Below are 23,336 nucleotides of genomic sequence, written 5' to 3'. Positions count from 1 at the left end.
GAATCAGCCCACTACGTTCGCGTCGTAACCGACGAAGTCATGCCAGCGGACGAGGTAGCCGCGCACAGCGTCGTCGTCCTCATGGTCCAGCGCGAGCCATTCCCGTGCGGCGCTCACCATGTGCCCCACGGCGAGAGCTTCCTCGTCTGGCTTGAGTTCAACCCAGTCGGTCAGAGCGCCCCACAGGCCGTACACGTCGCCTGCGTGCTCGTATGTGGTGAAGACGTCCAATGTGGCGCCCATGACACAGAGGGCGGTGCCGTAGGGATCGGCTCCGTGCACGACCTTGTGGGCGAGGTGACGGGTGTGCTCCAGGTACGCCGACACCATCTCGTCGTCACGCATTGGTCGGGGCCCGCTATGCAAGTCCTGAGACGACAGGCCGGCTGCCGCGTGCATGCGGTGATCCCGAGCAGGGTTGGTGTCCACGGACGCACGGTACGTGGGGTTGAAGATCAGGTCTCGCCCGCCGTTGCGTTCCCGCTTGGTGGGGCCGCCCCCAGATGTCAGCTCGGCGCAGCGGCTGGGTCGTTGCCGTCACTGGTGGACAGCCAACCTGGCCGCATCCTCGGCGTACTCGATCTGTGGATGGCTGATGTACTCGGGCGGAGCTGAGTACCTGCGCTCTGGTCGGTGATCCAGTGATCGGAAACTCTTGGGTCATGCCTCAAAGATCACTGAAACCTGTTCCCCAGCTCGTGTCGATCCTCCTGCTGGCTGGGCTGTCGCTGGGGTTGTGGGCCGCCTGGTTGGGCTGGGACCAGCACCGTGACGTGCAACCCGACGGCTCGACGACCGGTCCGTACGAGGCGTGGCAGGTGATCGGGCTGGCACTGACCCTGCTGGCCCCGGTCTACTGGGCGGCGTCCCGGCGCTACATCGCGGGTGCTGTTGCCGGCACCACGGCCGGCCTCACCATCGCTGCCTGTTACGACTGGTCGGACGACTCCAGCGGCCTCTTCATGGTCGGCGTGGTGCTGGTCATGCTGGGAACCCTCGCCGTGACCGCCGTCGTTTCCGTGACCGCCTCTGCGATACGACGGGGCGGCCGGCCCTCGGGACGCTGACGTCCGGACACTGCCTGCGGTACGTCGCCGCGACCCTGACCCACATCTCTCACCGCGCAGCAACCACGGTGCGGGCCTCGTCGGAACCGTTACCCCAGTGCCGGCGGTGGTTTGGTACACCCGGATGACCCTTACCTGGGGCACGATCCGGATTCTCCGGGGTTCGGCAGTCTGCGAATGTCGAGAACGTGCCGTCGACTCCGTCCCAGCGACATCAGCGGCCACCACCGGCCGCAGCAGGAAGAGGGAGAGACAGGCATGGCGATTCAGCGGATGGACAACGTCGGCATCGTCGTCGAGGACATGGACGCCGCCATCGCGTTCTTCGTGGAACTCGGTATGGAGCTGGAGGGCAGGGCGACGGTCGAGGGCCCTGTCGCCGACCAGTGCACCGGACTCGACGGCGTCCGCTGTGACATCGCGATGGTCCGGACCCCGGACGGTCACAGCAGGCTCGAGCTGGCGAAGTACCGGAGCCCCATGGCGACCAGCGCCGGTCCGCGCAACCAACCGCACAACATTCTGGGCACGCACCGCGTCATGTTCGCCGTCGACGACCTCGAGGACGCCCTTGCCCGCCTACGCCCTCACGGAGCCGAACTCGTCGGCGAGATCGCCCGGTTCGAGGACAGCTACCTGCTCTGCTACCTCCGCGGCCCGGAAGGCATCATCGTCGGACTGGCCGAGCAACTGACCTGAGAAGCCGGGCCGTCCCGCCGCCGCAGCTCCGCACGTGAGGACCGTTGCCATACAGGCGCAAGGCAATCAGTCACACGGATCGGCTGCTCACCCGGCGCCCACAGCGTGAGCAGATCCGACGCCGATGTCAGATCGGGAAGTCAAAGACCCCCAGCCATGATCGGCTGGGGGTCTCTCGTCTGGTGGGCGCGGACGGTTTCGAACCGCCGACATCCGCCTTGTAAGGGCGGCGCTCTACCCCTGAGCTACGCGCCCAGAACGAGTCGACAGCCTACATTGCCGGGGGGCCTGACCCGCAAACCCGTATCCGGGGGCATGCGGCGGAGGCGTTCCGGTCCCGGGGGTTATCCCCACCCCGCATCCGGGAGCGGCCCGGATGGGCCCCGGACGGCGGCCCGCATACCTTCGAAGTGGCTTCGTGGACCGGGTTCGGTCGAGGGTGCGGAGCGACTCGCAGACCGTTTCAGGGGGAGATCATCATGGCTCGTACACCTGCCCGTGCCCGGACCCTTCGTGCCGTCGGCGTCGGGGGTGTCGTGCTGGCGGTCGTCGCCGTCGCCACCGCGTGCGGCGCGTCCGCCGGGGACGACAAGGACCCCGAACACCGTTCCTTCGGGCTGCACGGCCGGACCCTGACCGTCGACTCGGACGACTCCGCACTCGATCTCGTCGTGTCGGACTCCGCGCAGTCGAACGAGGTCCAGGTCACCCGGTGGTTCCAGGGCCACGTCTCCGTCGGCGGGGACCCGAAGGTGACCTGGGCGATGAAGGGCGACGACCGGCTGGTCCTGCGGATGAAGTGCTCCGGCGTGATCGCCGACTGCTCCGCCCGTCACCGGATCGTCGTGCCGCGCGGCGTCGCCGTGAAGGTCCGGGACGGGGACGGCGGCGTGAGCGCCCGGGGCTTCGCCGAGGCACTGACCATCCGTACGGCCGACGGATCGGTGCGGGTCAGCGACTCCTCGGGGCCGCTCGACCTGCGCAGCGCCGACGGCTCCATCCAGGCGCTCGGCGTGGACGCGCGGAGCGTGCGCGCCCGGACCGAGGACGGCTCGGTGCGGCTCGAACTCGGCGCCGTACCCGACCTGGTGGATTCCCGGACCGCCGACGGTTCCGTGTCGATCGTGCTGCCGCGCGCCGGCTACCGCGTGACGACGGGGAGCGGCGACGGCTCGGTCCACGTGGACGTGCCGCGGGACGCCTCCAGCGCGCACCGTGTCTCGGCTCACACGGGTGATGGAAAGATCACGGTGCGAACCGCGAACTGACCGGCCCGTGTGTTCGTCCCTAACCGGTGGGAGAATGACAGCCGGGCAAGCGGATGACATCACGGGAGAGGGATGTGACGGCGACACCTTCGCAGCCGTACTCGCCGTTCGCGCGACCAGCGCGGCCGGCCGACCCCCTTCCCGTCAGGCAGCGCCCCGCGCCGACAGGGCCGGTGCCCGCGCAGCGCGACCGCGCGGAGGACGCCGGCTCCGGGCAGGAGCCGGCGGAGAGCGCGTCGGCGGCCGGACCCATGCCCGGCCCGCACGACGACCCACCGGCACAGGGCTCCGTTCCCGGCGCGCACGTCGACCCACCCTCACAGGGCTCCGTTCCCGGCCCGCATGTCGGCCCACCGGCAGAGGGCTCCCCGCCCGGCCCGCACGACAGCGCACTCCACGGCAGCGCGCAGGTGGACGGCTCTCCGTCCCCGCGACCGCCCCTCCAGCCGTCCCTTCGGCGGCGCGGCAGCCGCCCGAGCGCCTCCCTGCGTCGCACCCCTCTCCTCCGGAGGAGCACCGTCCGCAGGAGCCTGGACCGGAGGACCAGCCCCGCTTCGGAGCGCCCCGCACGCTCACCGCGTACGTACGCCGTCGCCCGTGACGTGCTCACCCTCGTCGCCCTCCCCCTGCTCGCCGCCCTCGTGCTGCCCGCGGCCTTCGCCGGGGGCGGGACGCGGCGCTGGTTCGGCGGACGGGCGGAGGGGCAGCGGGCCGAGGCGCAGGCCGCCAAGGACGCCGCCGCCGCCGCGTTCTACGAGCTCGACACGGCCCAGCGCGACCTGCGCATCTCGATCGAGACGATCACGGCCGTGGACGACTCCCCGGCCGCCCGGCGCGCGGTCTCGGACTTCGAGGCGCTGGGGCGGCGCATCGACGAGGCGAGCCAGAAGTACATCACCGCCGTGGACGCGCACGACCTGGACCGGGACGAGCTGGAGGCCTCGGTCGCCGCCCGGGCCCGCACCGAGCTGACGGCCGCCAAGGACGAGCTGGGCCGGGTGAAGACCGAGCTGGACCGGTTCGAGCAGGGTCTCGGGCCGCTGCTCGGCAAGGCCGAGACCCAGCTCGCCCGGCTCGCCCCGGCGGTCGAGCGCGCCCGGCAGTCCCTCCTCGCCGCGTCGAACGCTCTGGACGCGGTACGGCGGTCGGGGCTCAGGGCCGACGATCTCGCCGCCCGGCTCGCCACGCTCGGCCCCGACCTGACCAAGCTCAACCAGGGTGCGGGGCAGCACGGTCTGCCCGAGACGCTGGAGCGTGCCGAGCGGGTCTCCCGGGAGGCCGGGGCGGTACGGGCGGAGGCGGAGCGGCTGCCGGAGCGGGCCGCGGAGATCGACCACCGGCTCGTGTCGCTGCGGACCCGCGCCCAGTCGCTGACGACCCGGGCCGGGCAGGTGGAACCGGTGCTGAGCGAACTGCGGCGGCGGTTCTCCGCGGCCTGCTGGCAGGACCTCCAGCACGTGCCGGAGGCGGCCGAGGAGAACGTACGGCAGGCCGAGGCGAAGCTGAAGGAGGCCAGGGCGGCGCGGGAGGCACAGCGGTGGCCGGACGCGACCGCGCTGCTGGCGACGGTGCGCGCGCTGCTGAACAACACGGACGAGGCCGTTTCTGCGGCGGGTGACCGGCTGCGGCGGCTGAACGCCGTCCAGAAGGATCCGCAGGCGGAGATCGACCGGACCCGTTTCGCGATCCGGGACGCGCAGCGGCTGGCCATGGCGGGCCGCAGCACCCCGGATCCGCGGCAGGCGCGCCCGCTGGACGAGTCCGTCGCCCGGCTCGACCGGGCCGTCGCCACGCTGGAGGGGCGGCACCCCGACTACTGGCACTTCCTGACCGAGACGGAGGCCGTGCGGCGGACGGTGGCGGCGGTCGTGTCCCAGATCCGCGAGGAGCGCGGCGGCGTCTGAGGGATCGGGATCGGGATCGGAGGCTGTCGGCCCACCCCGAGCCGCCATGGCAGGGACCATCTCCCATGCGCCGTGCCCCATGCCCTCATGCCTCATGCCCCCGGTCGAGGCGACACGGGGAGAGCCCTGATCGTCCGGACGCGGTGACGTGCGGAGACCGGCTCGTCCTCCGGCTCCCCCGGTTACGCCCGGAGGTCAGCCTGGTGCCCCGCCCAAGGCGGACCCGCCCCTGTGAGTCAGGGCCATCCCCACCCCGCCCCCTGGGCCGTACGGCGATTCCGCGGGCGCCGGCCCGCGCCGTACGCGGTGCTCTCCGACGGCCCTCCGAAGGGCTCCGCGACCGTTCTCCTGCGGCCCACCCCCGGGTGAACCTTTACAACTTCCCCGTACCTGTGTCGGGTTGGCGAAGACTTGGACCGGAGTGCAACCGAGTCCCTTATGTCCGAGGTAAGTTGATGTTCAAGTCGCCGCGGCGACCCCGCGGGTGCCGTTGCGACCAGCTACTTCACGACCGTCGACCAGTCCGGCGACTGGGCCGGGTCGAGGCTGCGCAGGCGCTCCAGGGTCTCCGGCTTCTGCACGTCGAGCCAGTCGGTCAGTTCACGGAAGGACACACAGCGAACGCCCTTCTTCGTGCACACGTTCTTGATGACCTGGTCGATGGACTTCATGTAGATGCCGCCGTTCCAGTCCTCGAAGTGGTTGCCGATGAACAGCGGTGCGCGGCTGCCGTAGTAGACCCGGTCGAAACCGGCCATGTACGACTTGACGGTCTCCTGCTCCCACTGCGGGTACTGGGCCGGATCTCCGTCGGTCTCACCGTCGGACTGGTTGTAGAGGAAGTTGAAGTCCATGGACAGGCCTTGGTACTTGCCGTTCTCGTAGGGGAGCATCTGGAGCGGGAAGTCCCAGACGCCCTCCTTCTTGGCGGGCCATATCTGGAAGTCCCCGGCCGAGCTGGCGTCGTAGCGCCAGTCGTACTTCTTCGCCGTGGCCTTCATCGCCTTGAGCAGGTTCTTCTGGCCTTCGAGGCAGGGCGCGCGGCCCCCGCTGATGGCCTTCGCCGGGTCGAAGGGGAGCGCCGGCAGATCGCTGTAGCCGGTGTTGGTCTTCCACTTCTCGACGAAGGAGAAGAACTGGTCGATCTCGCTCTCCCACTCCTCGACGCTCCAGTCCCCGCCGCCCTTGTCGCCGCAGAAGTGGCCGTTGAAGTGGGTGCCGATCTCGTTGCCCGCCTTCCACGCCTTGCCGAGTTCGGCGAGCGTGGTGCGGATGTGCTCGTCGGTGGGGTAGCTGATCGCCGCCGCGCCCGGATCGTGCATCGGAGGTTCGTAGAGCGACTTCTTGTCCTTGGGCAGCAGGTAGATGCCGGTCAGGAAGAACGTCATGTGGGCGTTGTACTGCTCGGCCATCTCCCGGTAGTGGGAGAACAGCTTGTCGTCGCCCTGGAGGGCGCCGTCCCAGGAGAAGACGACGAACTGGGGCGGCTTCTCACCGGGCTTGAGCGGTACGGCCTTCAACTCGCCCTTCTGCGGGCCGGTGTACGACGTGGAGCCGTCGCCGAGGATCTTCGTCTTTCCGTCCCACGCCGGTTCCTTCTTCGCCTTGGCGGCGTCGTCGGAGGCGTGCACTCCGGCGGACCCCGCCGGTGTGGTGCTGTCCGTGTTCAGGGCCAGGTAGGTGGCGGTCAGGGACGTGACGACGAGGAACGCCGCCATGGCCGCGAAGCCCTGGCGGGCGGACGTGGCGGCAGAAGGCTGTTCGGGCTCCCGGCGTCGGCGCCGGCTGTGCTTCGAGTTCATACGGGGCACATTCTGCGAGGGGGGTCTGAGGAAGGGGACGCGGCCGGACGGCGGCCGTCGGAGGGGGCCGGTCCGGACGGCCGGCCGACGGGGTCAGCGCAGCGGGCTCATCGCGCCGGACCAGATGCCGTACGGGACGTCGGTCTCGGGTGTGCCGGCGATCCCTTCGAGGGGAAGCGGTTCGAGGCTCTTGGACAGGTCGATGCGGTAGAGGACCACCGCGGTCGAGACGGAGCGGTTCGTGCCGACATACCAGGCCGCCTTGTCGTCCTGCGTCGTACCCTTCTTGCCCGCCACCTGTGCCGTGGTGGGTGCCGCGCCCGGGTGGGCGGTGCGGAAGGAGTCGGAGAGCGCCTCCGTGACCTCGCGGGCCACCTCCGCGCGCATCGCGCGATGGGGCGCCGGGGTGTCCAGGGTGACGCGGTAGCCGTTACGGGTGATGCGGCGCACGGAGTACGGCTCGGTGTGCGTCCCGCCCGCGGCGAACGTGGCGTACGAGTTGGCCATGCGGATCGCGCTGGGCGTGGAGCTGCCCAGGGACAGCGTGGGTACCTGCGGTCCGATGCTGGAGGAGAGCAGGCCCGACGCCTCGGCGGTCGCGCGCACCTTGTCCAGGCCGGTGTCCATGCCGAGCTGCATGAACGGGGTGTTCACGGACGAGGCGAGCGCCTGGCGCAGCGTGACCTGTCCGTGGTCCTTCTTGCCGTCGTTGTGGGCGGCGACCTTCTTGCCGCTTCGGTCCCAGTAGGGGCCCTCCGGGGTGCTGACCGGGACGCCGTCGTCGCCGTCGTACACGGACTCGGGGGTGACCGGCGTGGCCGCGCCCTCGCGGGTCTTGTGGACGCCGTGTTCCAGCCCCGCCGCGTAGACGAACGGCAGGAACGCCGAACCGGCGGGCACGGTGGTGGCGTTGGACTCGTTGTAGCCCTGCGTACGGTGGTCGGGGCCGCCGTAGACGGCGAGGATCCGTCCGTCGTCGGCGATCGAGGCCGCGCCGTAGTGGGCGTTCTTGGCCGTGTCCGGGTCGTCCTTCTTCGCCTTGGCGCGGGCCTCGGTCACGGTGTCGGTGAGCGTCTTCTCCCGCTTGCGGTCGAAGGTCGTGTAGATCTGGTAGCCGCCGAGGTCGAAGTCCCGGTCGGAGATGTGCCCGGCCTTCTTGGCGTACTGGGTCGCCAGCTCGACGAGGTAGTCGCTCTGCTTTCCGGTGTCGAACGCCCGGCCCTGCTCGAGCGGTTCGGGGAACTTCGTGTACGTGGCCCGCTCGGAGGCCGACAGCTTGCCCGTCTTGACCATCCGGTCGAGGATCCAGGACCAGCGCTCCACGGCCCGCTTGTGGTTGGCCGTGCTCAGGGTGGGGTCGTAGAGGCCCGCGCCCTTGAGGAGCGAGGCGAGGAAGGCGCCCTCGCTGGCGTTGAGGCGGCTCACGTCCTTGCCGTAGTAGGCCTGGGAGGCCCGCTGGAGGCCGTAGGTGCCGCGCCCGAACCAGCTCGTGTTGAGGTAGCCCTCCAGGATCTTGTCCTTGCTCATCTTGTTGTCGAGCTTGAGGGAGATCATGGCCTCGGTGAACTTGCGGCCCACCGAACGGTTCTGGGTCAGGTAGACGTTCTTGACGTACTGCTGGGTGATCGTGGAGCCGCCCTGGGTGTCACCCTGGCCGACCGTGCGCACCAGGGCGCGGGTGATGCCCTTGACGGAGATTCCGGGGTCGGAGTAGAAGCTCTCGTTCTCCGCCGCGAGGACGGCCGAGCGGACGTCCGGGGGGATGTCCTTGAGCGGCATGGCCTGGCGGCGCACCCAGCCGGTACGGGCCATGGGGGTGCCGTCGGCCCAGAAGTAGACGTTGTCCTGCTGGGTCGCGTACGTGTTGAGGTTCTGCGGGATGTCCGTCGCGGCGTAGGCGATGACCAGCAGCGAGCCGCTCAGGCCGATGGAGAGCGCGAGGGCGCCGAGCCACTGGCGCCAGGAGGGCATCCAGCGTCGCCAGCCGGCCCGGCCCGGTCGCGGGTAGGCGGGCCTCAGACGCCGGGCGAGGGGCGCAAGGGGTGCGAGGCGGACGGCCAGCCGGGACAGCGGGGTGGGCTGCGGCTTGCGGCGGGTCCCGCCGGGCCGGTGCGATCCGATCGGGTCAACCACGGCGCGCTCCGGTGCGCGGGCGGCCCGTGGACAAGGGATGCCGGGCATCGTTGCGATGCCAAGTCTGGGTCACGACTGCGTCTCCCTCCGCACTTCTGAATTGCGCGCGCGGGTAGATGCAGCGGCCGCTCACGCGGCTGCGAGCCCCCCATCCCCGACCTTGCGGCTCGTCGCGGCACTATTAAATTATCAGCGACCTCAGGGATCGCTTCGATCAGCGACCAGACAAAAAAGCACAGGGGCCAGGGGAGCCGAGGGACGGGCGGGACGCGAATCGACCTCGTTCCGGTCGCGGACGGTCGGTCGGCGGCGCGCGCGACCGACGGGAACCAGGGCCGCGAGACACCCCGGAAGCGGGCCTCTTCCGGCTAACCTGTCGGCATGCCTCGCTACGAGTACCGCTGCCGGACCTGCGGCGACACCTTCGAACTCAGCCGTCCGATGGCCGAATCGGCCGCTCCGGCGGCCTGCCCGGCCGGTCACGACGACACGGTCAAACTCCTGTCGACGGTCGCCGTCGCCACCGGCGGTTCGGCGTCCGCGCCGGCCCCCGCACCCGGTGCGGGCGGCGGCGGAGGCGGATGTTGCGGCGGAGGCTGCTGCGGCTGACCCGGGGAGATTTCTCAGGAGATCTTCAGGTATGCCCGAAGCGTGCGCCGCGATGTGAGACGCGGCACGTTCGGATCCGACAAACCGTCCATCTCGGTTTCATTCGGGCGCTGTCGACCCTCGAGGGCCTTCCGTATGCCTCGGACGGCGCGTTCGACACGGGTGCACCCAGGGCCGTACGACACGGGTGTGCCCCGGACCGGACGGTCCGGGGCACATCGTCACGTATCAGGCGAGTTCGGGTGCGGCGCAGGCGTGCACGAACTCGCGGAGGATCCGCTCCCCCGCCGCGACGCCCCGCTCGGGCAGCGCGGTGATCGCCGGTGCCGTCCAGTCCGCTTCGGCGAGTTCGCCGTGACCCGGCCGCCAGCCGCGGTCCGCGACGAGCAGCAGATCCGCGTCGAGCAGCGAGTCACCGGCGCCCAGGGTGAGGACGGCGCCGGTGCGGCGGGCGACCTCCCGCACGGCCGCGCTCTTGGTGAGCGGCTTCGGCACGGCGTAGATCTTGCGGCCCTGCAGCGAGACCGTCCAGCCGCGGTTCTCCGCCCAGACGGCCAGGTCCTTCACCCACTGCTCGGGGAGCAGTTCCCGCTCCACCACCAGGTAGGCGAACAGGTCCTCGGCGATCCGGTGCTTGCGCACCCAGACCGGGTCCGCGGTGTTCGCGAGGTGCTCCCGGATCTCCGCGAGCGGCGCGCACTCGGAGGCGAGCCGGTCCGTGACGCTCCGGTGCCAGTCGAGGTCGGAGACCCCGTCGACGAGCAGGTGTCCGCCGTTGGCGCAGATCGCGAACTCGGGAGCGGGGCCGGGCAGGTTGATGCGCTGGTACTGCTTGCGGGTGCGGGTCGTGGTGGGCACGAAGTGCGCGAGGTCGCCGAGTTCGGTGAGCAGCCCGGCGGCCGTCTCCGTCATGTAGGACAGCGGCTTGCTCTCGTGCACCTCGACGCAGAGCAGCCGGGGCGCCCGCGCGTCCGGCATGGTCAGCGCGAGGGCGGCCGAGGAGTAGATGAGCGTGCGGTCGAGGTCGCTGGCGACGAGCACCTTGGGCGCGGACATCAGGCGGTCACCGCCTTGCCGTCGGCACCGGTCGCGCCGCGCGTGAACTTCGGGTGGATCAACCCCACACAGGTGTAGGGGAGTTCGCCGACCTCCTCGACGGGCACCCCGCGCTGTCCGGCGAGCAGCCGGACGTGGTCGAGGTCGGCGCCCGCTCCGGCGCGCGCCAGTATCTTCCAGGGAACCCGGCGGAGCAGGACCCGGGTGGTCTCGCCGACGCCCGGCTTGACGAGGTTGACGTCGTGGATGCCGTACTCCTCGCTGATGCGCTCGACCGCGGCCCAGCCCTCCCAGGTGGGGGTACGGTCGGCGGCGAGCAGTTCCTTCGCCCGGTCGCGGGCCGCCTCGGCGACATCGGGGAAGTGGGCGGCGACGACGTCCAGGAACTCGACGGAGACGTCGGATCCGGCGAGTTCACGGTAGAACTTCGCGCCGTGGAAGTCGTGTTCGCCGACCAGGTCGGAGCGCAGCACCGTACGCGATATGAGCCCGGAGACCGTGGAGTTGAGGCAGGCGGAGGGGATGAGGAAGTCCTCGCGGGTGCCGTACGTCCGCACGCACGAGCCGGGGTCGGCGAGCACCGCGATCTCCGGGTCGAAGCCGGATACGCCCTCGGCCTGCTCGAACTCCTCGATGGCGTCGGCGAGTTCGCGGGTGATGGCGCCCTTGCCCGTCCAGCCGTCGACGAACACGACGTCGGCCGGGTCGTGGTGGGCGGCGAGGTACCGCAGCGCGTTGGCGTCGATGCCGCGGCCGCGGACGATGGAGACGGCGTAGTGCGGCAGGTCCAGGCCGTGCTGGTGCTGGGCCCAGCGGCGCATCAGGACGCCGACGGGTGTGCCGGCGCGGGCCAGGGAGACGAGGACGGGGCGCGGGGAGCGCTCGGCGAGGACGACCTCGGTGACCGCGCCGACGGCCTCGGCGATCCGGGCGGCCGAGGTGGTGAGGGCCGCGTGGAACAGGTCCTGGTACTGGGTGCTCGGCTGGTACTCGACCGGCAGCGACTCCGCGTAGTGGGCGCCGCCGCTCTGGATGGCCTCCTCGCGCTCCTCGGTCGGCGCCTCCAGCGTCACGTCCGACAGGTCCTGCAGCAGCCAGCCGACCTCGTCGGGGGCGTACGAGGAGAAGGCGGGGCCGCGGAGGGGCTCGGGCAGCATGGAGGGCCTTTCGGTGGACGGCCGTGCGGGGACGTACGACGGGACGACGGCGAGCAGGACGCTCGGGGTGTGCGCCGCGAGCCGGGCCAACAGGCCGTCGGGGGCGTGCAGTGCGGGGGTGTCGGCCGTGGAGTCGACGACCGCCACGACGGCGTCGAAGGCGCCGCCCGCGACGTTGTAGGCGAAGCGGGGGCCGGGGCCGTCGTCCGGCTCGTCGTGCGCCGGGAAGACGATGCGGCTGCGGATCGCGTAGCCGGGGTCGTCGAGCGCGAGGACCGGGGACCGGGTCGTCGTGGAGAAGCGCACCTCGGCGGGCACCACCTGCTCCAGCTCGCGGGCGAGGCGCAGCGGCGCGTACATCAGCTCCTCGAAGCCGAGCACCAGCACGCGGCGGGCGTCGTCCGGCAGGGCTTCGGCGAGCCGGGCGGCCATGGAGGGCAGGGCGCCGTCCAGGCGTATGCGCTGGCCCGGCGTGAATCCGTGCCGGCCGCCGTCCGGGAGGCCGCGGGGCCAGCCCAGCTCGACGCGCACGGCCCGGCCGGCGCTCCCGGCGGCGGGGGCGTCCGACGCCTCCCGCTCGTGCTCGGCGACCAGCGCCTGCCCCTTCTCCAGGACGCCCTCGGGCAGGCGCACCGTGCCCGAGGCGGCCGCGATCAGGTCGACGCGGGCGCCGATCTCGGCGGCGAACCGCTCGAAGCGGGCCAGGTCGGCCTCCGACCGCATGTCGACGAGCGCGACCACGACGTACCGCTCCCGCGGGTAGCGCTCGTGGAGGTCGCGGATCGTGTTGAGGACGGTGTTGCCGGTGGAGAACTCGTCGTCGACGAGGATCAGCGGTCCGGGGCCCGCGAGCAGGTCCGGGTGCTCGGGGAGGAGCAGGTGCGAGGTGGCGTGCGAGTGGGCCTCCTCGAAACCGCCGGCCCGCGCGACACCCGGGACGGGGCGGCGGGTGGAGTGGAGGTAGGGGGCGACGCCCACCCCGTCCGCGACCGAGTGGCCGAGCCCGGTGGCCGTCTCGGCGTACCCGAGGACGACGGCCTCGCGGGCCTCCTCGGTGCCGAGCAGGTCGCGCACGCGCCGGCCCAGGGCGACCCCCTGGCCGTGCACGACGGAGGGCGACTGCGGCACGTGCTTGCCGAGCACGTTCGACACGAGCAGGTGGGCGCGCTTGGGGTTGCGCCGGAGCGCCAGACCGAGCATCCCGCTCAGTCTCTCGTCGCCGACGAGTTCGACACCGAGCCGCTCGGCGACCCAGGAGCCCGTCCAGGGCGCGTCAGGCACGGCGCCCTGGCCCTGCGCGCCGCCCGGGGCGCTCGCCCCGGGCGGCAGGTCCGGCACGTCCGGCTCGGCCGGGCGTGCGGGGTCGTTCGGGTCCTGCGCAGGGGTGTTCATCGAGTCCTCGGTGATCGGTTTCCAGGTCGCCCGGCCGGGCCGCGTCACTCGGGCAGTCCGGCGGTGAGCAGCTCGACGAAGCCGATGTCCTCGTGGGCGACCCCGAAGACCTCGGCGCGCAGCAGGGTGCGCTCCGCCCAGGCGCGATGCGGCTTCACCTCGTTCATCTTGTTCGTGTACGCCGACCTCAGGACGCCTCCGCCGCCGCGCTCGGGCCGCAGGATGTCCTGCGCGTCACTGAACTCCTCGTGACTGACCACGGACAGCGCGTGCACGGGCAGCACGTGCGACGGGTGGATGCAGGTCTTGCCCATCAGGCCGTTGGCCTGGTCGAGAGCGATCTCGCGCAGCAGACCGTCCATGGCGTGCTCGATCAGTGTCTCGCGCAGCTCCTCCGCCTGCCCCTCCAGGAAGGGGCTGCGGCGCAGCTGCGGCTTGAACATGCGCTCCTGGACCCGGAAGTACTCCCACACCGGTCCGGTCACGGTGAAGCCGGTGCCGTCCGCCCGGCCCAGCATGTTCACCACGTCGGCGATCACGGAGGCGACCACCTGCACGTCGTACGCCGTCATGTCGGGGGCCCGGCGCAGCCCGTACGAGGAGCAGAAGTCCGTGACGCCGAGGCGCAGGGCGAGGACGCGGTCGCGGTACTTGTCGACGGCGCGGGAGATGCCCTCCAGGGTCTCCACGCGTGACTCCCGGTAGAGCAGCTCGGGGGACTCCAGGACCGGCATGGCGAAGAGCCGCCGGCCGCTGGAGGCCTCGGCGGAGGCGAGTGCCTCCAGGAACGGCATGCCGCGTTCCTCGGTGAACTTCGGCATCACGAATCCGGACAGCAGCCGGACGGCGGGGCCGAGGCGCCGCACGAGGTCGGGGATCTGTTCGGGGTGGCGGACCCGCACGAACAGCAGCGGGGGCTCTCCGACGTCGGGGCGGGCGGCGAGGTCGGTGAACTGGCGGACCAGGTTCTCCTCGGCACCGACGACCTCGGAGTCGTCGATCGAGTCCTCCAGGCACAGCACCATCGAGACCACGCCCCGCGTGGTCTGCTTGACGATGTCGTCGGCGAGCTGGGGACGAGTGGCCGGGCTGTACAGCGTCGCCCCCAGGGCGGCGGCGAGCACTCGGGCCGGTGAGTCGGCACAGAAGGCGCCGGGCTCCCGGTGGAAGAGACGCTGCCGCTCTTCCGGGGTGATGTGACCGAAATGACGCATGAGACTCCCCCGTGGCGGCTCGTGGGTTGCGGCTGCTGGGCCGGATGTGATGTGGCCGGTAATAGTACGTATGGATCAATGTCAGGGGTTCCCACCGGGCGTGAAGTTCAGGTAACTCGGCCGTGTCCAACACTCGCCGGTTCCGGGTCGACCCCGCATTGTCGTGACCAGGACCGAGAGGGCAGGATGGCCGCATGACGCACGCGATGCTGAAGGGGTCGAACGTCCCGCTGGACGCCACAGCGGTGCGCGCCGTCCTGTGCTGGACGCCCGGGCAGGGTGTCCCCGATGTCGATGTCTCGGCGCTGCTCCTCGGCCCCGACGGTCGTGTGCGATCCGACGAGGACTTCGTCTTCTACAACCAGCCCCGCCATCCGTCGGGCAAGGTGTGGCGGCTCGGCAAGAAGCGTGGTGCCGAGGGCCTCACCGACACGATCCAGACAGATCTGGCGGGTGTCGAGTCCGGAGTCGGACAGATTCTGCTGGTCGCATCGGCTGACGACGTCACCTTCGATCGCGTACGTGATCTGCGCATTCTGCTGTACGACGCCGCCGTCACGGACGGTGAACCGCTGGCGTACTTCGACGTCAGGCCGGAGACCGGCGCGGAGACCGCGCTGATCTGCGGCGAGCTGTACCGGCGCGGTGAGGGCTGGAAGTTCCGGGCGCTCGGCGAGGGCTATTCGAACGGTCTGGTCGGTCTCGCGACCGATTTCGGGATCTCGGTGGACGAGTCCGAGGCGGCGGCCGCCGCGGCCGGTTCCGCGCCGGAGGCGAGCACCTGGGCGGCGCCCGCCGGCACTCCGGAGACCTCGGTGCCGCTGCCGCCCGAGCAGGTCCCGCCGCTCCCCCAGCAGCCGGCCCCGGTGCCGCAGCAGCCCGCGTACGGCTATCCGCAGCCGGCCGCGGCGGCCCTGACGGAGCCGGCGTACGGCTACCCGCAGCAGGGCGGCCAGTCCGCCTACGGGTACCCGCAGCCCCAGACCGCGCCCGCCGCGCCGCCCGCGTACGGCTTCCCGCAGGCCGTGGGCGCGGGGCCGGACCCGGACTTCCGGCTGCCGCCGCAGGGGCCGCAGTTCATCGGCCGCTGAGCCCGGCAGCGTCGTCGGCCCCACCGCGGGGCCCGGGACGTCCTGGGGGCCTGACGCTCGGTTCAGGCCCTAACGCTCGACCTTCGACTTGTAGCCGCGGCCCCATTGGAGGCCCCAGCCGTAGAGGCGGTCGAGTTCGGCCTGGAAGCCGTACACGAACTTCACCTCGCGGCGCACGGTCAGCTCACCCTTGTTGTTCTCGATCATGACGACGGCGCAGGAGCGGGCCTGCGGATGGCGTTCGTCGAGGCCGATCTCGATGCGCGGGCCGTTGCTGGGGTAGAGCGTGATGATGGCGTGGGTACGGTCGAAGGCCGGGGTCTGGTCGTAGATGTAGACGAAGACCAGCAGCCGTTTGATGTCGTCGCGGTGGTCGAGGTTGACGAAGGCCGTCTCGCCCGAGCCCGACCCGAAGCGGTCGTCCCCACTGAGCTTCACGAACGGCGGGCCGTTGAGCTCGCCGAGGAAACCGCCGAGCGGCTGGACGACGCCCTTGGTGCCGTCCGTCAGCTCGTACATGACCCCGAGGTCGAGGTCGACGTTCACCATGCTCTGGGTGTGCGCCTGGACCACTTCCGGTTTGAAGGTGCGGAAGGGGTGGCGCAGCAGGCTCTCGCGCTGCGGCCCGCCGATGTCGGAGGTGCGCATCCGCCAGGACAGGTTGATGCGCAGGTTGCCGGTGGCCGCGCCCTGCTTGGTGAGCGAGACCGTGTGGTTGCGCTTGGTCAGCTCGATGGAGTTGGTGGCCGCGCTGCCGGAGTCGAAGTCCGCCGAGCGCCCCCGCCACAGGTCCTGCCAGATGCCCATTTCCGCCCCCCACGTTCCTCGGTATGCGGCGGGGCGGCCGTAGAGGACCTGTCCTCTACGGCCGCCCCGCTCAAAGCGTTCCTCAACCGGGGCCGTGTCACACCCCGGACGGCGGAGGGGTGTCACACCCCGGACGAGACCTCAGCCTTCTCGTCCGAGGTCGGGGCTTTTCCCTCGGCCTCGGCGAGCGCCTTGTTCCGGCGCACGGAGGACCAGAAGGACCAGGCGATCAGGACGACACCGACGAGGCCGGTGATGACCTCGTTGATCTGGTACTGGATGGTGACCAGGAGGATCACCGAGAGGGCGCCGATCGCGTAGTGCGCGCCGTGCTCCAGGTAGACGTAGTCGTCGAGGGTGCCCTGGCGGACCAGGTAGACGGTGAGCGACCGGACGTACATGGCGCCGATACCGAGACCCAGCGCCATCAGCACGATGTCGTTGGTGATGGCGAAGGCGCCGATGACTCCGTCGAAGGAGAAGGACGCGTCCAGCACTTCCAGGTACAGGAACATGAAGAACGCGGCCTGGCCCGCGAGGACGACGGCCGGCTTCTTCTTGCCGCTCCGCTCGGCCTCCTCCTCTTCCTCGTGGGCGCGCTCCTCCTCCTCTTCGAGACGGTCCTCGAAGTAGCCGGAGAGGCCGCCGACGACCATGTACGTGATCAGGCCGGCGATGCCGGAGATCAGCACCGTCTGCGCCTTGTCGGCGTGCCCGCCACCGTGCTGGTGGGCGTTGACCGCGAAGGTGAAGGACGTGATGAGCAGGACGATCAGGGCGATGCAGACCGACAGCATGTCGACCTTGCCGAGCTTGGCGAGCGGGCGCTCGATCCAGCGCAGCCACTGGATGTCCCGGTCCTCGAAGATGAAGTCGAGGAAGATCATCAGCAGGAACATGCCACCGAAGGCGGCGATCGACGGGTGGGCGTCGGTCACCAGCTGCTGGTACTGGTCCTTGTCGTTCAGCGCCAGATCGACCGCGTCGATCGGGCCGATCTTGGCGCTGATGGCGACGATGACGACGGGGAACACCAGGCGCATGCCGAAGACGGCGATCAGGACACCGACCGTGAGGAAGATCTTCTGCCAGAAGGCACTCATCTTCTTCAGGATTCCGGCGTTGACCACCGCGTTGTCGAAGGACAGCGAGATCTCCAGGACGGCCAGGATCGCCACGATGCCGAAGGCGGTCCACCCCCCGTAGAAGGCCGCTGCGACCAGACCGAGCGCGGTAATCGCGAACGACCAGCCGAAGGTTTTCAGAAGCACTGGCTACCCAATCATCGTGTGGTGGGGGCACCCCCAGCGGTCGCTCGGAGGAGGGCTTCCCCCGCGCCGCACTCGTCTTTACCTACTGTTGACCACGAAGTGTAGAGGGCCGCCTTCGACCGAAACAGGTGGGCCTAGGAAACATTCACCCCGAAGTCGAGGGCGATGCCCCGCAGCCCCGACGCGTAGCCCTGGCCGACCGCGCGGAACTTCCACTCGGCGTTGTAGCGGTAGACCTCGCCGAAGATCATCGCCGTCTCCGTCGAGGCGTCCTCGGACAGGTCGTAGCGGGCGAGCTCCTGGCCGTCGGCCTGGTTCACGACACGGATGAAGGCGTTGCTGACCTGGCCGAAGGTCTGGCCGCGGTTGTCCGCGTCGTGGATGGAGACCGGGAAGACGATCTTGTCGACGTTGGCCGGCACCTTGGAGAGGTCGATGAGGATCGACTCGTCGTCACCCTCGCCCTCACCCGTGAGGTTGTCACCGGTGTGCTCGACCGAGCCGTCCGGGCTCTTGAGCTGGTTGTAGAAGATGAACCATTCGTCCCCGAGCACCCGGCCGCCGTTGCACAGCAGGGCGCTGGCGTCGAGGTCGAAGTCGGCTCCGGTCGTGGAGCGTGCGTCCCAGCCGAGCCCGATCATCACCTGTGTGAGGTTCGGCGCGGCCTTCGAGAGGGAGACATTGCCCCCCTTGGCGAGCGTGACACCCATGATGCTGGTCCTCCCCGAGGTCGATCTTCACTTGGTACAGCAGGCCCGGCGCCGCACCGAAGGGGTGCGGCGCCGGGCCGGACGGCTGAGGCCCGAGGGCTCAGACGTTGACGCCGAAGTCCTGCGCGATGCCGCGCAGGCCCGAGGCGTAGCCCTGGCCGATGGCGCGGAACTTCCACTCCGCGCCGTTGCGGTAGAGCTCGCCGAAGACCATCGCGGTCTCCGTCGAGGCGTCCTCGGAGAGGTCGTAGCGGGCGATCTCCGCGCCGCCCGCCTGGTTCACCACGCGGATGAACGCGTTGCGGACCTGGCCGAAGGACTGCTGGCGGTTCTCGGCGTCGTAGATCGAGACCGGGAAGACGATCTTCTGGACGTCGGCCGGGACGGTGGCGAGGTTGACCTTGATCTGCTCGTCGTCGCCCTCGCCCTCGCCGGTGGTGTTGTCACCGGTGTGCTCGACCGAGCCGTCCGGGCTCTTCAGGTTGTTGAAGAACACGAAGTTCTGGTCGCCGGAGACCTTTCCCTGGTCGTTCGTGAGCAGGGCGCTGGCGTCGAGGTCGAAGTCCGTGCCGGTGGTGGTGCGGACGTCCCACCCCAGACCGATGATGACCGCGGTCAGTCCCGGGGCCTCCTTCGACAGCGAAACGTTGCCGCCCTTGCTGAGGCTGACTCCCACGAGTCCTCCCAATGGTGTTCAGGGGCGGGGCGCCCCGTAGGTGCGTTGGTATCGGATCAACGATCCGATCCTAGTGACGGGTTCCCGTGCCCCGCAGGGCTTGGAACCGAAGAATCACAGGGTGTCGAGCGCCTTGACGTACTCGTTCAGGTCACGCGCGTCGGGCAGGGCGTTGACGACGGTCCAGCGGACCACGCCCTCCTTGTCGATGACGAACGTGCCGCGCACCGCGCAGCCCTTGTCCTCGTCGAAGACGCCGTAGGCGCGCGAGACGTTGCCGTGCGGCCAGAAGTCCGACAGCAGCGGGTACTCCAGGCCCTCCTGCTCGGCGAAGACGCGCAGGGTGTGGATGGAGTCGTTGGAGACGGCGAGCAGCTGGGTGTCGCGCTCGGTGAACTGCGGCAGGTTGTCACGCAGGGAGCACAGCTCGCCGGTGCACACCCCGGTGAAGGCGAAGGGGTAGAAGAGCAGCACCACGTTCTTCTCGCCACGGAAGTCCGAGAGCTTCACGGTGGCTCCGTGGTTGTCCTTCAGCTCGAAGTCCGGGGCCTTGGTGCCGACGTCGACGGTCATGCTCACTCGCTTCCCTTCCAAGGGTCTGTTCGGGTGACGACCAGCGTACGCAGTGATCGCCGCCCGGCCCCGGTGCGGCCCCGCCGGGTGACCCGCGGGACGGGCGGACGGACGCCACCCGGGTGGTCCGGGGCAAGCGTGAGGCCCCCGCCGAGGTGGCTCGGCGGGGGCCTCACGGATGCTCTGCTTGCAGACGGGGCTGCAGCTCAGCGCTTCGACTTGGGGGTGGCCAGGCGGGTGCCCGACCACTCCTTGCCGACGGAGATGCTCTTCGTCTGGGAGAGGCCGGCTGTCTGTGCGGCATCACTGATGTCGCTGGGCTCGACGTAACCGTCCCTGCCGGTCTTCGGGGTCAGCAGCCAGATCATGCCGCCGTCCTCAAGGAGACCGATGACGTCCACCAGTGCGTCCGTGAGATCGCCGTCCTCGTCCCGGAACCACAACAGCACCACGTCAGCGACGTCGTCGTAGTCCTCGTCGACCAGATCCTGGCCGATCAGCGATTCGATGCCTTCACGGAGCTCGTGGTCAACGTCGTCGTCGAAGCCGATCTCCTGGACCACCTGTCCGGGCTCGAACCCCAGCCTGGCGGCCGGGTTGGTCCGCTCCTCCGCGTGGTCCGCGGTCGCGCTCACGGCTTGCCTCCTGATCATGTTTCGGGATTGGGGTCTCCCCCCGCTCGTCCAGAGTTCGGGGGAGTCTCAGCCACGCGCGTGCGCGAAGCATTGGCCGTAGTCCACACGGGCGGAGCGGATCGCGCAAGTACCCGGCCGTCGAGACCGCCGAAACGGTGACGATCCTGGCAGTGCCGACGCAACTCCCGGTGGGCCTTCATCAGGCCGCGTGACGCGCACCACACCCTTCTGCCCCATTTATGAACTTCGGAACCCTTGGAGCCTACGAGAACCGAACGGCTTTGCGGAACGCGTCACGTACTGAGCGTATCGTTGCGTTTTGGTCGGGGCCGTCCCAGCGGTCTGCACGAGCGTCTCGGTTACCCCTAAGTAGAGATGACGTATGCGTTCCCGAGGTACACGATGGGGAACGGTGCAGATACAGGGGAAACCCACCGCAGACAGCCCTCTGACAGCGAAGGAACAGCGTGGCTTCCGGATCCGATCGCAACCCGGTCATCATTGGCGGCCTTCCCAGCCAGGTCCCGGACTTCGACCCTGAGGAGACTCAGGAGTGGCTCGACTCCCTCGACGCCGCCGTCGACCAGCGCGGCCGTGAGCGCGCCCGCTATCTGATGCTGCGGCTGATCGAGCGGGCCCGCGAGAAGCGCGTGGCCGTGCCCGAGATGCGCAGCACGGACTACGTCAACACGATCGCCACCAAGGACGAGCCGTTCTTCCCCGGCAACGAGGAGATCGAGCGCAAGGTCCTGAACGCGACCCGCTGGAACGCGGCCGTGATGGTCTCCCGGGCGCAGCGCCCCGGCATCGGCGTGGGCGGCCACATCGCGACCTTCGCCTCCTCCGCCTCGCTCTACGACGTCGGTTTCAACCACTTCTTCCGCGGCAAGGACGAGGGCGACGGCGGCGACCAGATCTTCTTCCAGGGACACGCCTCGCCGGGCATCTACGCCCGCGCGTTCCTCCTGGACCGGCTCTCCGAGCAGCAGCTCGACGCGTTCCGCCAGGAGAAGTCGAAGGCGCCCTACGGGCTGTCCTCGTATCCGCACCCGCGGCTGATGCCGGACTTCTGGGAGTTCCCGACCGTCTCGATGGGCCTCGGCCCGCTCGGCGCGATCTTCCAGGCGCGGATGAACCGCTACATGGAGGCGCGCGGCATCGCCGACACCTCCAAGTCCCACGTCTGGGCGTTCCTCGGCGACGGCGAGATGGACGAGCCGGAGTCGCTCGGCCAGCTGTCGATCGCGGCGCGCGAGGGCCTGGACAACCTGACCTTCGTCGTCAACTGCAACCTCCAGCGCCTCGACGGCCCGGTGCGCGGCAACGGCAAGATCGTCCAGGAGCTGGAGTCGCAGTTCCGCGGCGCCGGCTGGAACGTGATCAAGCTTGTCTGGGACCGCACCTGGGACCCGCTGCTCGCGCAGGACCGCGACGGGGTGCTGGTCAACCGGCTGAACACGACGCCGGACGGTCAGTTCCAGACGTACGCCACGGAGACGGGTGCGTACATCCGCGACCACTTCTTCGGCGACGACCACCGGCTGCGCGCCATGGTCGAGAACATGACCGACGACCAGATCCTGCACCTGGGCCGCGGCGGACACGACCACAAGAAGATCTACGCGGCGTTCTCGGCGGCCAAGACGCACGCGGGCCAGCCGACGGTGATCCTCGCGCAGACGGTCAAGGGCTGGACGCTCGGGCCGAACTTCGAGGGCCGCAACGCCACGCACCAGATGAAGAAGCTGACGGTCGCCGACCTCAAGGGCTTCCGCGACCGGCTGCACCTGCCGATCTCCGACAAGGAGCTGGAGGACGGCGCGCCGCCGTACTACCACCCGGGCCGGAACTCCGAGGAGATCCAGTACATGCACGACCGCCGCAAGGGGCTCGGCGGGTACGTCCCGACGCGTGTCGTGCGGTCGAAGCCCCTGGCGCTGCCCGAGGACAAGACGTACGCGAGTGTGAAGAAGGGCTCGGGTCAGCAGTCCATCGCGACGACCATGGCCTTTGTGCGACTCCTCAAGGACCTCATGCGGGACAAGGAGATCGGCAGGCGGTTCGTGCTGATCGCGCCCGACGAGTACCGCACGTTCGGCATGGACTCGTTCTTCCCGAGTGCGAAGATCTACAACCCGCTCGGCCAGCAGTACGAGTCGGTGGACCGTGAACTGCTGCTCGCCTACAAGGAGTCGCCGACCGGCCAGATGCTGCACGACGGCATCTCGGAGGCCGGTTGCACGGCGTCGCTGATCGCGGCGGGCTCTGCGTACGCGACCCACGGCGAGCCACTCATCCCGGTCTACGTCTTCTACTCGATGTTCGGTTTCCAGCGCACCGGCGACCAGTTCTGGCAGATGGCCGACCAGTTGGCGCGCGGTTTCGTCCTGGGCGCGACCGCCGGGCGTACGACACTGACCGGTGAGGGTCTGCAGCACGCGGACGGCCACTCGCAGCTGCTCGCCTCGACCAACCCGGGCTGTGTGGCCTACGACCCGGCGTTCGGCTTCGAGATCGCGCACATCGTGCAGGACGGCCTGCGCCGGATGTACGGCTCGACCGAGGAGCACCCGCACGGCGAGGACGTCTTCTACTACCTCACCGTCTACAACGAGCCGATCCAGCACCCGGCCGAGCCGGAGAACGTGGACGCCGAGGGCATCCTCAAGGGCATCCACCGCTACGCCGCGGGCACGTCGGGCACCATCCCGGCGCAGATCCTCGCCTCCGGTGTCGCCGTCCCGTGGGCCGTCGAGGCCCAGCGGATCCTCGCCGAGGAGTGGAACGTCCGGGCGGACGTCTGGTCGGCGACCTCCTGGAACGAGCTGCGGCGCGAGGCCGTCGACGTGGAGCGGCACAACCTGCTGCACCCCGAGGAGGAGCAGCGCGTCCCGTACGTGACGCGCAAGCTGTCCGACTCCCAGGGCCCGTTCGTCGCCGTCTCGGACTGGATGCGCTCGGTCCCGGACCAGATCGCGCGCTGGGTGCCCGGCACCTACCAGTCCCTGGGCGCGGACGGCTTCGGCTTCGCGGACACGCGCGGCGCGGCCCGCCGGTTCTTCCACATCGACGCGCAGTCGATCGTGGTCGCGGTGCTGACCGAGCTGGCCCGTGAGGGCAAGGTGGACCGGTCGGTCCTGAAGCAGGCCGTCGACCGCTACCAGCTCCTGGACGTGACCGCGGCGGACCCGGGGGCGGCGGGCGGGGACGCGTAGCCGTTCGTACGGAAGCGTTCGTACGGAAGGGAGGGGCGGCGGGCCGTGGGGCCCGCC

At 70.0% G+C, this 23,336-nt stretch carries 19 protein-coding genes and 1 tRNA gene; 7 read left to right on the top strand and 13 right to left on the bottom strand.

What is annotated here, in order from left to right; translation table 11 throughout:
- Positions 1-3: 3 nt before the first annotated feature.
- Positions 4-345: a hypothetical protein gene (locus tag AB0C62_RS40240; RefSeq protein WP_362982020.1), complete on the bottom strand. Its 342-nt coding sequence runs from the start codon at positions 343-345 to the stop codon at positions 4-6.
- 317 nt (positions 346-662) lie between these two features.
- Here AB0C62_RS40240 and AB0C62_RS40235 point away from each other — a divergent pair, with 317 nt between their 5' ends.
- Positions 663-1,067 (top strand): hypothetical protein, encoded by a 405-nt coding sequence (locus AB0C62_RS40235; protein ID WP_362982018.1) that lies wholly within the window; start codon positions 663-665, stop codon positions 1,065-1,067.
- A gap of 258 nt (positions 1,068-1,325) precedes the next feature.
- Complete coding sequence (locus tag AB0C62_RS40230; protein ID WP_362982016.1) at positions 1,326-1,766, top strand: VOC family protein; 441 nt, start codon at positions 1,326-1,328, stop codon at positions 1,764-1,766.
- 180 nt (positions 1,767-1,946) lie between these two features.
- Here AB0C62_RS40230 and AB0C62_RS40225 read toward each other — a convergent pair.
- Positions 1,947-2,021 (bottom strand) — tRNA-Val (locus AB0C62_RS40225).
- A gap of 224 nt (positions 2,022-2,245) precedes the next feature.
- Between AB0C62_RS40225 and AB0C62_RS40220 the strand changes: the two genes are divergently transcribed.
- Both AB0C62_RS40220 and AB0C62_RS40215 read left to right on the top strand, forming a co-directional pair.
- Positions 2,246-3,034 (top strand): DUF4097 family beta strand repeat-containing protein, encoded by a 789-nt coding sequence (locus tag AB0C62_RS40220; RefSeq protein ID WP_362982014.1) that lies wholly within the window; start codon positions 2,246-2,248, stop codon positions 3,032-3,034.
- Between the two features lie 602 nt (positions 3,035-3,636).
- Positions 3,637-4,938 (top strand): hypothetical protein, encoded by a 1,302-nt coding sequence (locus AB0C62_RS40215; protein ID WP_362982012.1) that lies wholly within the window; start codon positions 3,637-3,639, stop codon positions 4,936-4,938.
- A 500-nt stretch (positions 4,939-5,438) separates the two neighbouring features.
- Here the strand turns inward: AB0C62_RS40215 and AB0C62_RS40210 are convergent, their stop codons facing one another.
- Both AB0C62_RS40210 and AB0C62_RS40205 read right to left on the bottom strand, forming a co-directional pair.
- Positions 5,439-6,740: a hypothetical protein gene (locus AB0C62_RS40210; RefSeq protein WP_362982010.1), complete on the bottom strand. Its 1,302-nt coding sequence runs from the start codon at positions 6,738-6,740 to the stop codon at positions 5,439-5,441.
- 93 nt (positions 6,741-6,833) lie between these two features.
- The gene (locus AB0C62_RS40205; protein ID WP_362982008.1) at positions 6,834-8,873 is read right to left on the bottom strand and encodes a transglycosylase domain-containing protein; all 2,040 of its coding nucleotides are present in this window, start codon (positions 8,871-8,873) and stop codon (positions 6,834-6,836) included.
- Positions 8,874-9,254: 381 nt separating this feature from the next.
- On the opposite strand from AB0C62_RS40205, the gene AB0C62_RS40200 reads away from it, so the two are divergent.
- Positions 9,255-9,482: a zinc ribbon domain-containing protein gene (locus tag AB0C62_RS40200; protein ID WP_081217078.1), complete on the top strand. Its 228-nt coding sequence runs from the start codon at positions 9,255-9,257 to the stop codon at positions 9,480-9,482.
- A gap of 228 nt (positions 9,483-9,710) precedes the next feature.
- Here AB0C62_RS40200 and AB0C62_RS40195 read toward each other — a convergent pair whose 3' ends face one another.
- From AB0C62_RS40195 to AB0C62_RS40185, 3 genes are all read right to left on the bottom strand, one after another.
- Entirely contained in the window at positions 9,711-10,538 is an 828-nt protein-coding gene (locus AB0C62_RS40195; protein ID WP_362982006.1) for an HAD family hydrolase, read from the bottom strand.
- Positions 10,538-12,976: a phosphoribosyltransferase gene (locus AB0C62_RS40190; protein WP_362982035.1), complete on the bottom strand. Its 2,439-nt coding sequence runs from the start codon at positions 12,974-12,976 to the stop codon at positions 10,538-10,540. Before AB0C62_RS40190 ends, AB0C62_RS40195 begins: the two co-directional genes overlap by 1 nt.
- A 155-nt stretch (positions 12,977-13,131) precedes the next feature.
- Complete coding sequence (locus AB0C62_RS40185; protein WP_362982004.1) at positions 13,132-14,301, bottom strand: HpcH/HpaI aldolase/citrate lyase family protein; 1,170 nt, start codon at positions 14,299-14,301, stop codon at positions 13,132-13,134.
- A 194-nt stretch (positions 14,302-14,495) separates the two neighbouring features.
- Here AB0C62_RS40185 and AB0C62_RS40180 point away from each other — a divergent pair, with 194 nt between their 5' ends.
- Positions 14,496-15,392: a TerD family protein gene (locus tag AB0C62_RS40180; protein ID WP_362982002.1), complete on the top strand. Its 897-nt coding sequence runs from the start codon at positions 14,496-14,498 to the stop codon at positions 15,390-15,392.
- A 69-nt stretch (positions 15,393-15,461) separates the two neighbouring features.
- Here the strand turns inward: AB0C62_RS40180 and AB0C62_RS40175 are convergent, their stop codons facing one another.
- From AB0C62_RS40175 to AB0C62_RS40150, 6 genes are all read right to left on the bottom strand, one after another.
- The gene (locus AB0C62_RS40175) at positions 15,462-16,199 is read right to left on the bottom strand and encodes a Tellurium resistance (RefSeq protein ID WP_164375639.1); all 738 of its coding nucleotides are present in this window, start codon (positions 16,197-16,199) and stop codon (positions 15,462-15,464) included.
- A gap of 122 nt (positions 16,200-16,321) precedes the next feature.
- A complete protein-coding gene (locus tag AB0C62_RS40170) occupies positions 16,322-17,470 on the bottom strand; it encodes a DUF475 domain-containing protein (RefSeq protein ID WP_164375638.1) in 1,149 nt (382 codons plus the stop codon).
- 134 nt (positions 17,471-17,604) lie between these two features.
- Complete coding sequence (locus AB0C62_RS40165; protein ID WP_081217084.1) at positions 17,605-18,180, bottom strand: TerD family protein; 576 nt, start codon at positions 18,178-18,180, stop codon at positions 17,605-17,607.
- Positions 18,181-18,280: 100 nt separating this feature from the next.
- Complete coding sequence (locus AB0C62_RS40160) at positions 18,281-18,856, bottom strand: TerD family protein (protein WP_081217085.1); 576 nt, start codon at positions 18,854-18,856, stop codon at positions 18,281-18,283.
- Positions 18,857-18,970: 114 nt separating this feature from the next.
- Entirely contained in the window at positions 18,971-19,429 is a 459-nt protein-coding gene (locus AB0C62_RS40155) for a peroxiredoxin (RefSeq protein WP_362982000.1), read from the bottom strand.
- 206 nt (positions 19,430-19,635) lie between these two features.
- A complete protein-coding gene (locus AB0C62_RS40150; RefSeq protein ID WP_081217087.1) occupies positions 19,636-20,064 on the bottom strand; it encodes a DUF3052 domain-containing protein in 429 nt (142 codons plus the stop codon).
- Positions 20,065-20,531: 467 nt separating this feature from the next.
- Between AB0C62_RS40150 and aceE the strand changes: the two genes are divergently transcribed.
- Positions 20,532-23,279 (top strand): pyruvate dehydrogenase (acetyl-transferring), homodimeric type, encoded by a 2,748-nt coding sequence (aceE, locus tag AB0C62_RS40145; RefSeq protein WP_362981998.1) that lies wholly within the window; start codon positions 20,532-20,534, stop codon positions 23,277-23,279.
- Positions 23,280-23,336 lie beyond the last annotated feature (57 nt).

It is taken from the genome of Streptomyces sp. NPDC048643 (assembly GCF_040650615.1).
Lineage (GTDB): Bacteria > Actinomycetota > Actinomycetes > Streptomycetales > Streptomycetaceae > Streptomyces.
This window is presented reverse-complemented; position numbering and strand designations above follow the sequence as displayed.

Coding starts and splice junctions, on each gene's coding strand:
- AB0C62_RS40235 (WP_362982018.1), top strand. CDS start 663: ATGCCTCAAAGATCACTGAAACCTGTTCCCCAGCTCGTGTCGATCCTC.
- AB0C62_RS40230 (WP_362982016.1), top strand. CDS start 1,326: ATGGCGATTCAGCGGATGGACAACGTCGGCATCGTCGTCGAGGACATG.
- AB0C62_RS40165 (WP_081217084.1), bottom strand. CDS start 18,180: ATGGGTGTCACGCTCGCCAAGGGGGGCAATGTCTCCCTCTCGAAGGCC.
- AB0C62_RS40175 (WP_164375639.1), bottom strand. CDS start 16,199: ATGGGCATCTGGCAGGACCTGTGGCGGGGGCGCTCGGCGGACTTCGAC.
- AB0C62_RS40200 (WP_081217078.1), top strand. CDS start 9,255: ATGCCTCGCTACGAGTACCGCTGCCGGACCTGCGGCGACACCTTCGAA.
- AB0C62_RS40185 (WP_362982004.1), bottom strand. CDS start 14,301: ATGCGTCATTTCGGTCACATCACCCCGGAAGAGCGGCAGCGTCTCTTC.
- AB0C62_RS40210 (WP_362982010.1), bottom strand. CDS start 6,740: ATGAACTCGAAGCACAGCCGGCGCCGACGCCGGGAGCCCGAACAGCCT.
- AB0C62_RS40195 (WP_362982006.1), bottom strand. CDS start 10,538: ATGTCCGCGCCCAAGGTGCTCGTCGCCAGCGACCTCGACCGCACGCTC.
- AB0C62_RS40155 (WP_362982000.1), bottom strand. CDS start 19,429: ATGACCGTCGACGTCGGCACCAAGGCCCCGGACTTCGAGCTGAAGGAC.
- AB0C62_RS40220 (WP_362982014.1), top strand. CDS start 2,246: ATGGCTCGTACACCTGCCCGTGCCCGGACCCTTCGTGCCGTCGGCGTC.
- AB0C62_RS40180 (WP_362982002.1), top strand. CDS start 14,496: ATGACGCACGCGATGCTGAAGGGGTCGAACGTCCCGCTGGACGCCACA.
- AB0C62_RS40240 (WP_362982020.1), bottom strand. CDS start 345: ATGCGTGACGACGAGATGGTGTCGGCGTACCTGGAGCACACCCGTCAC.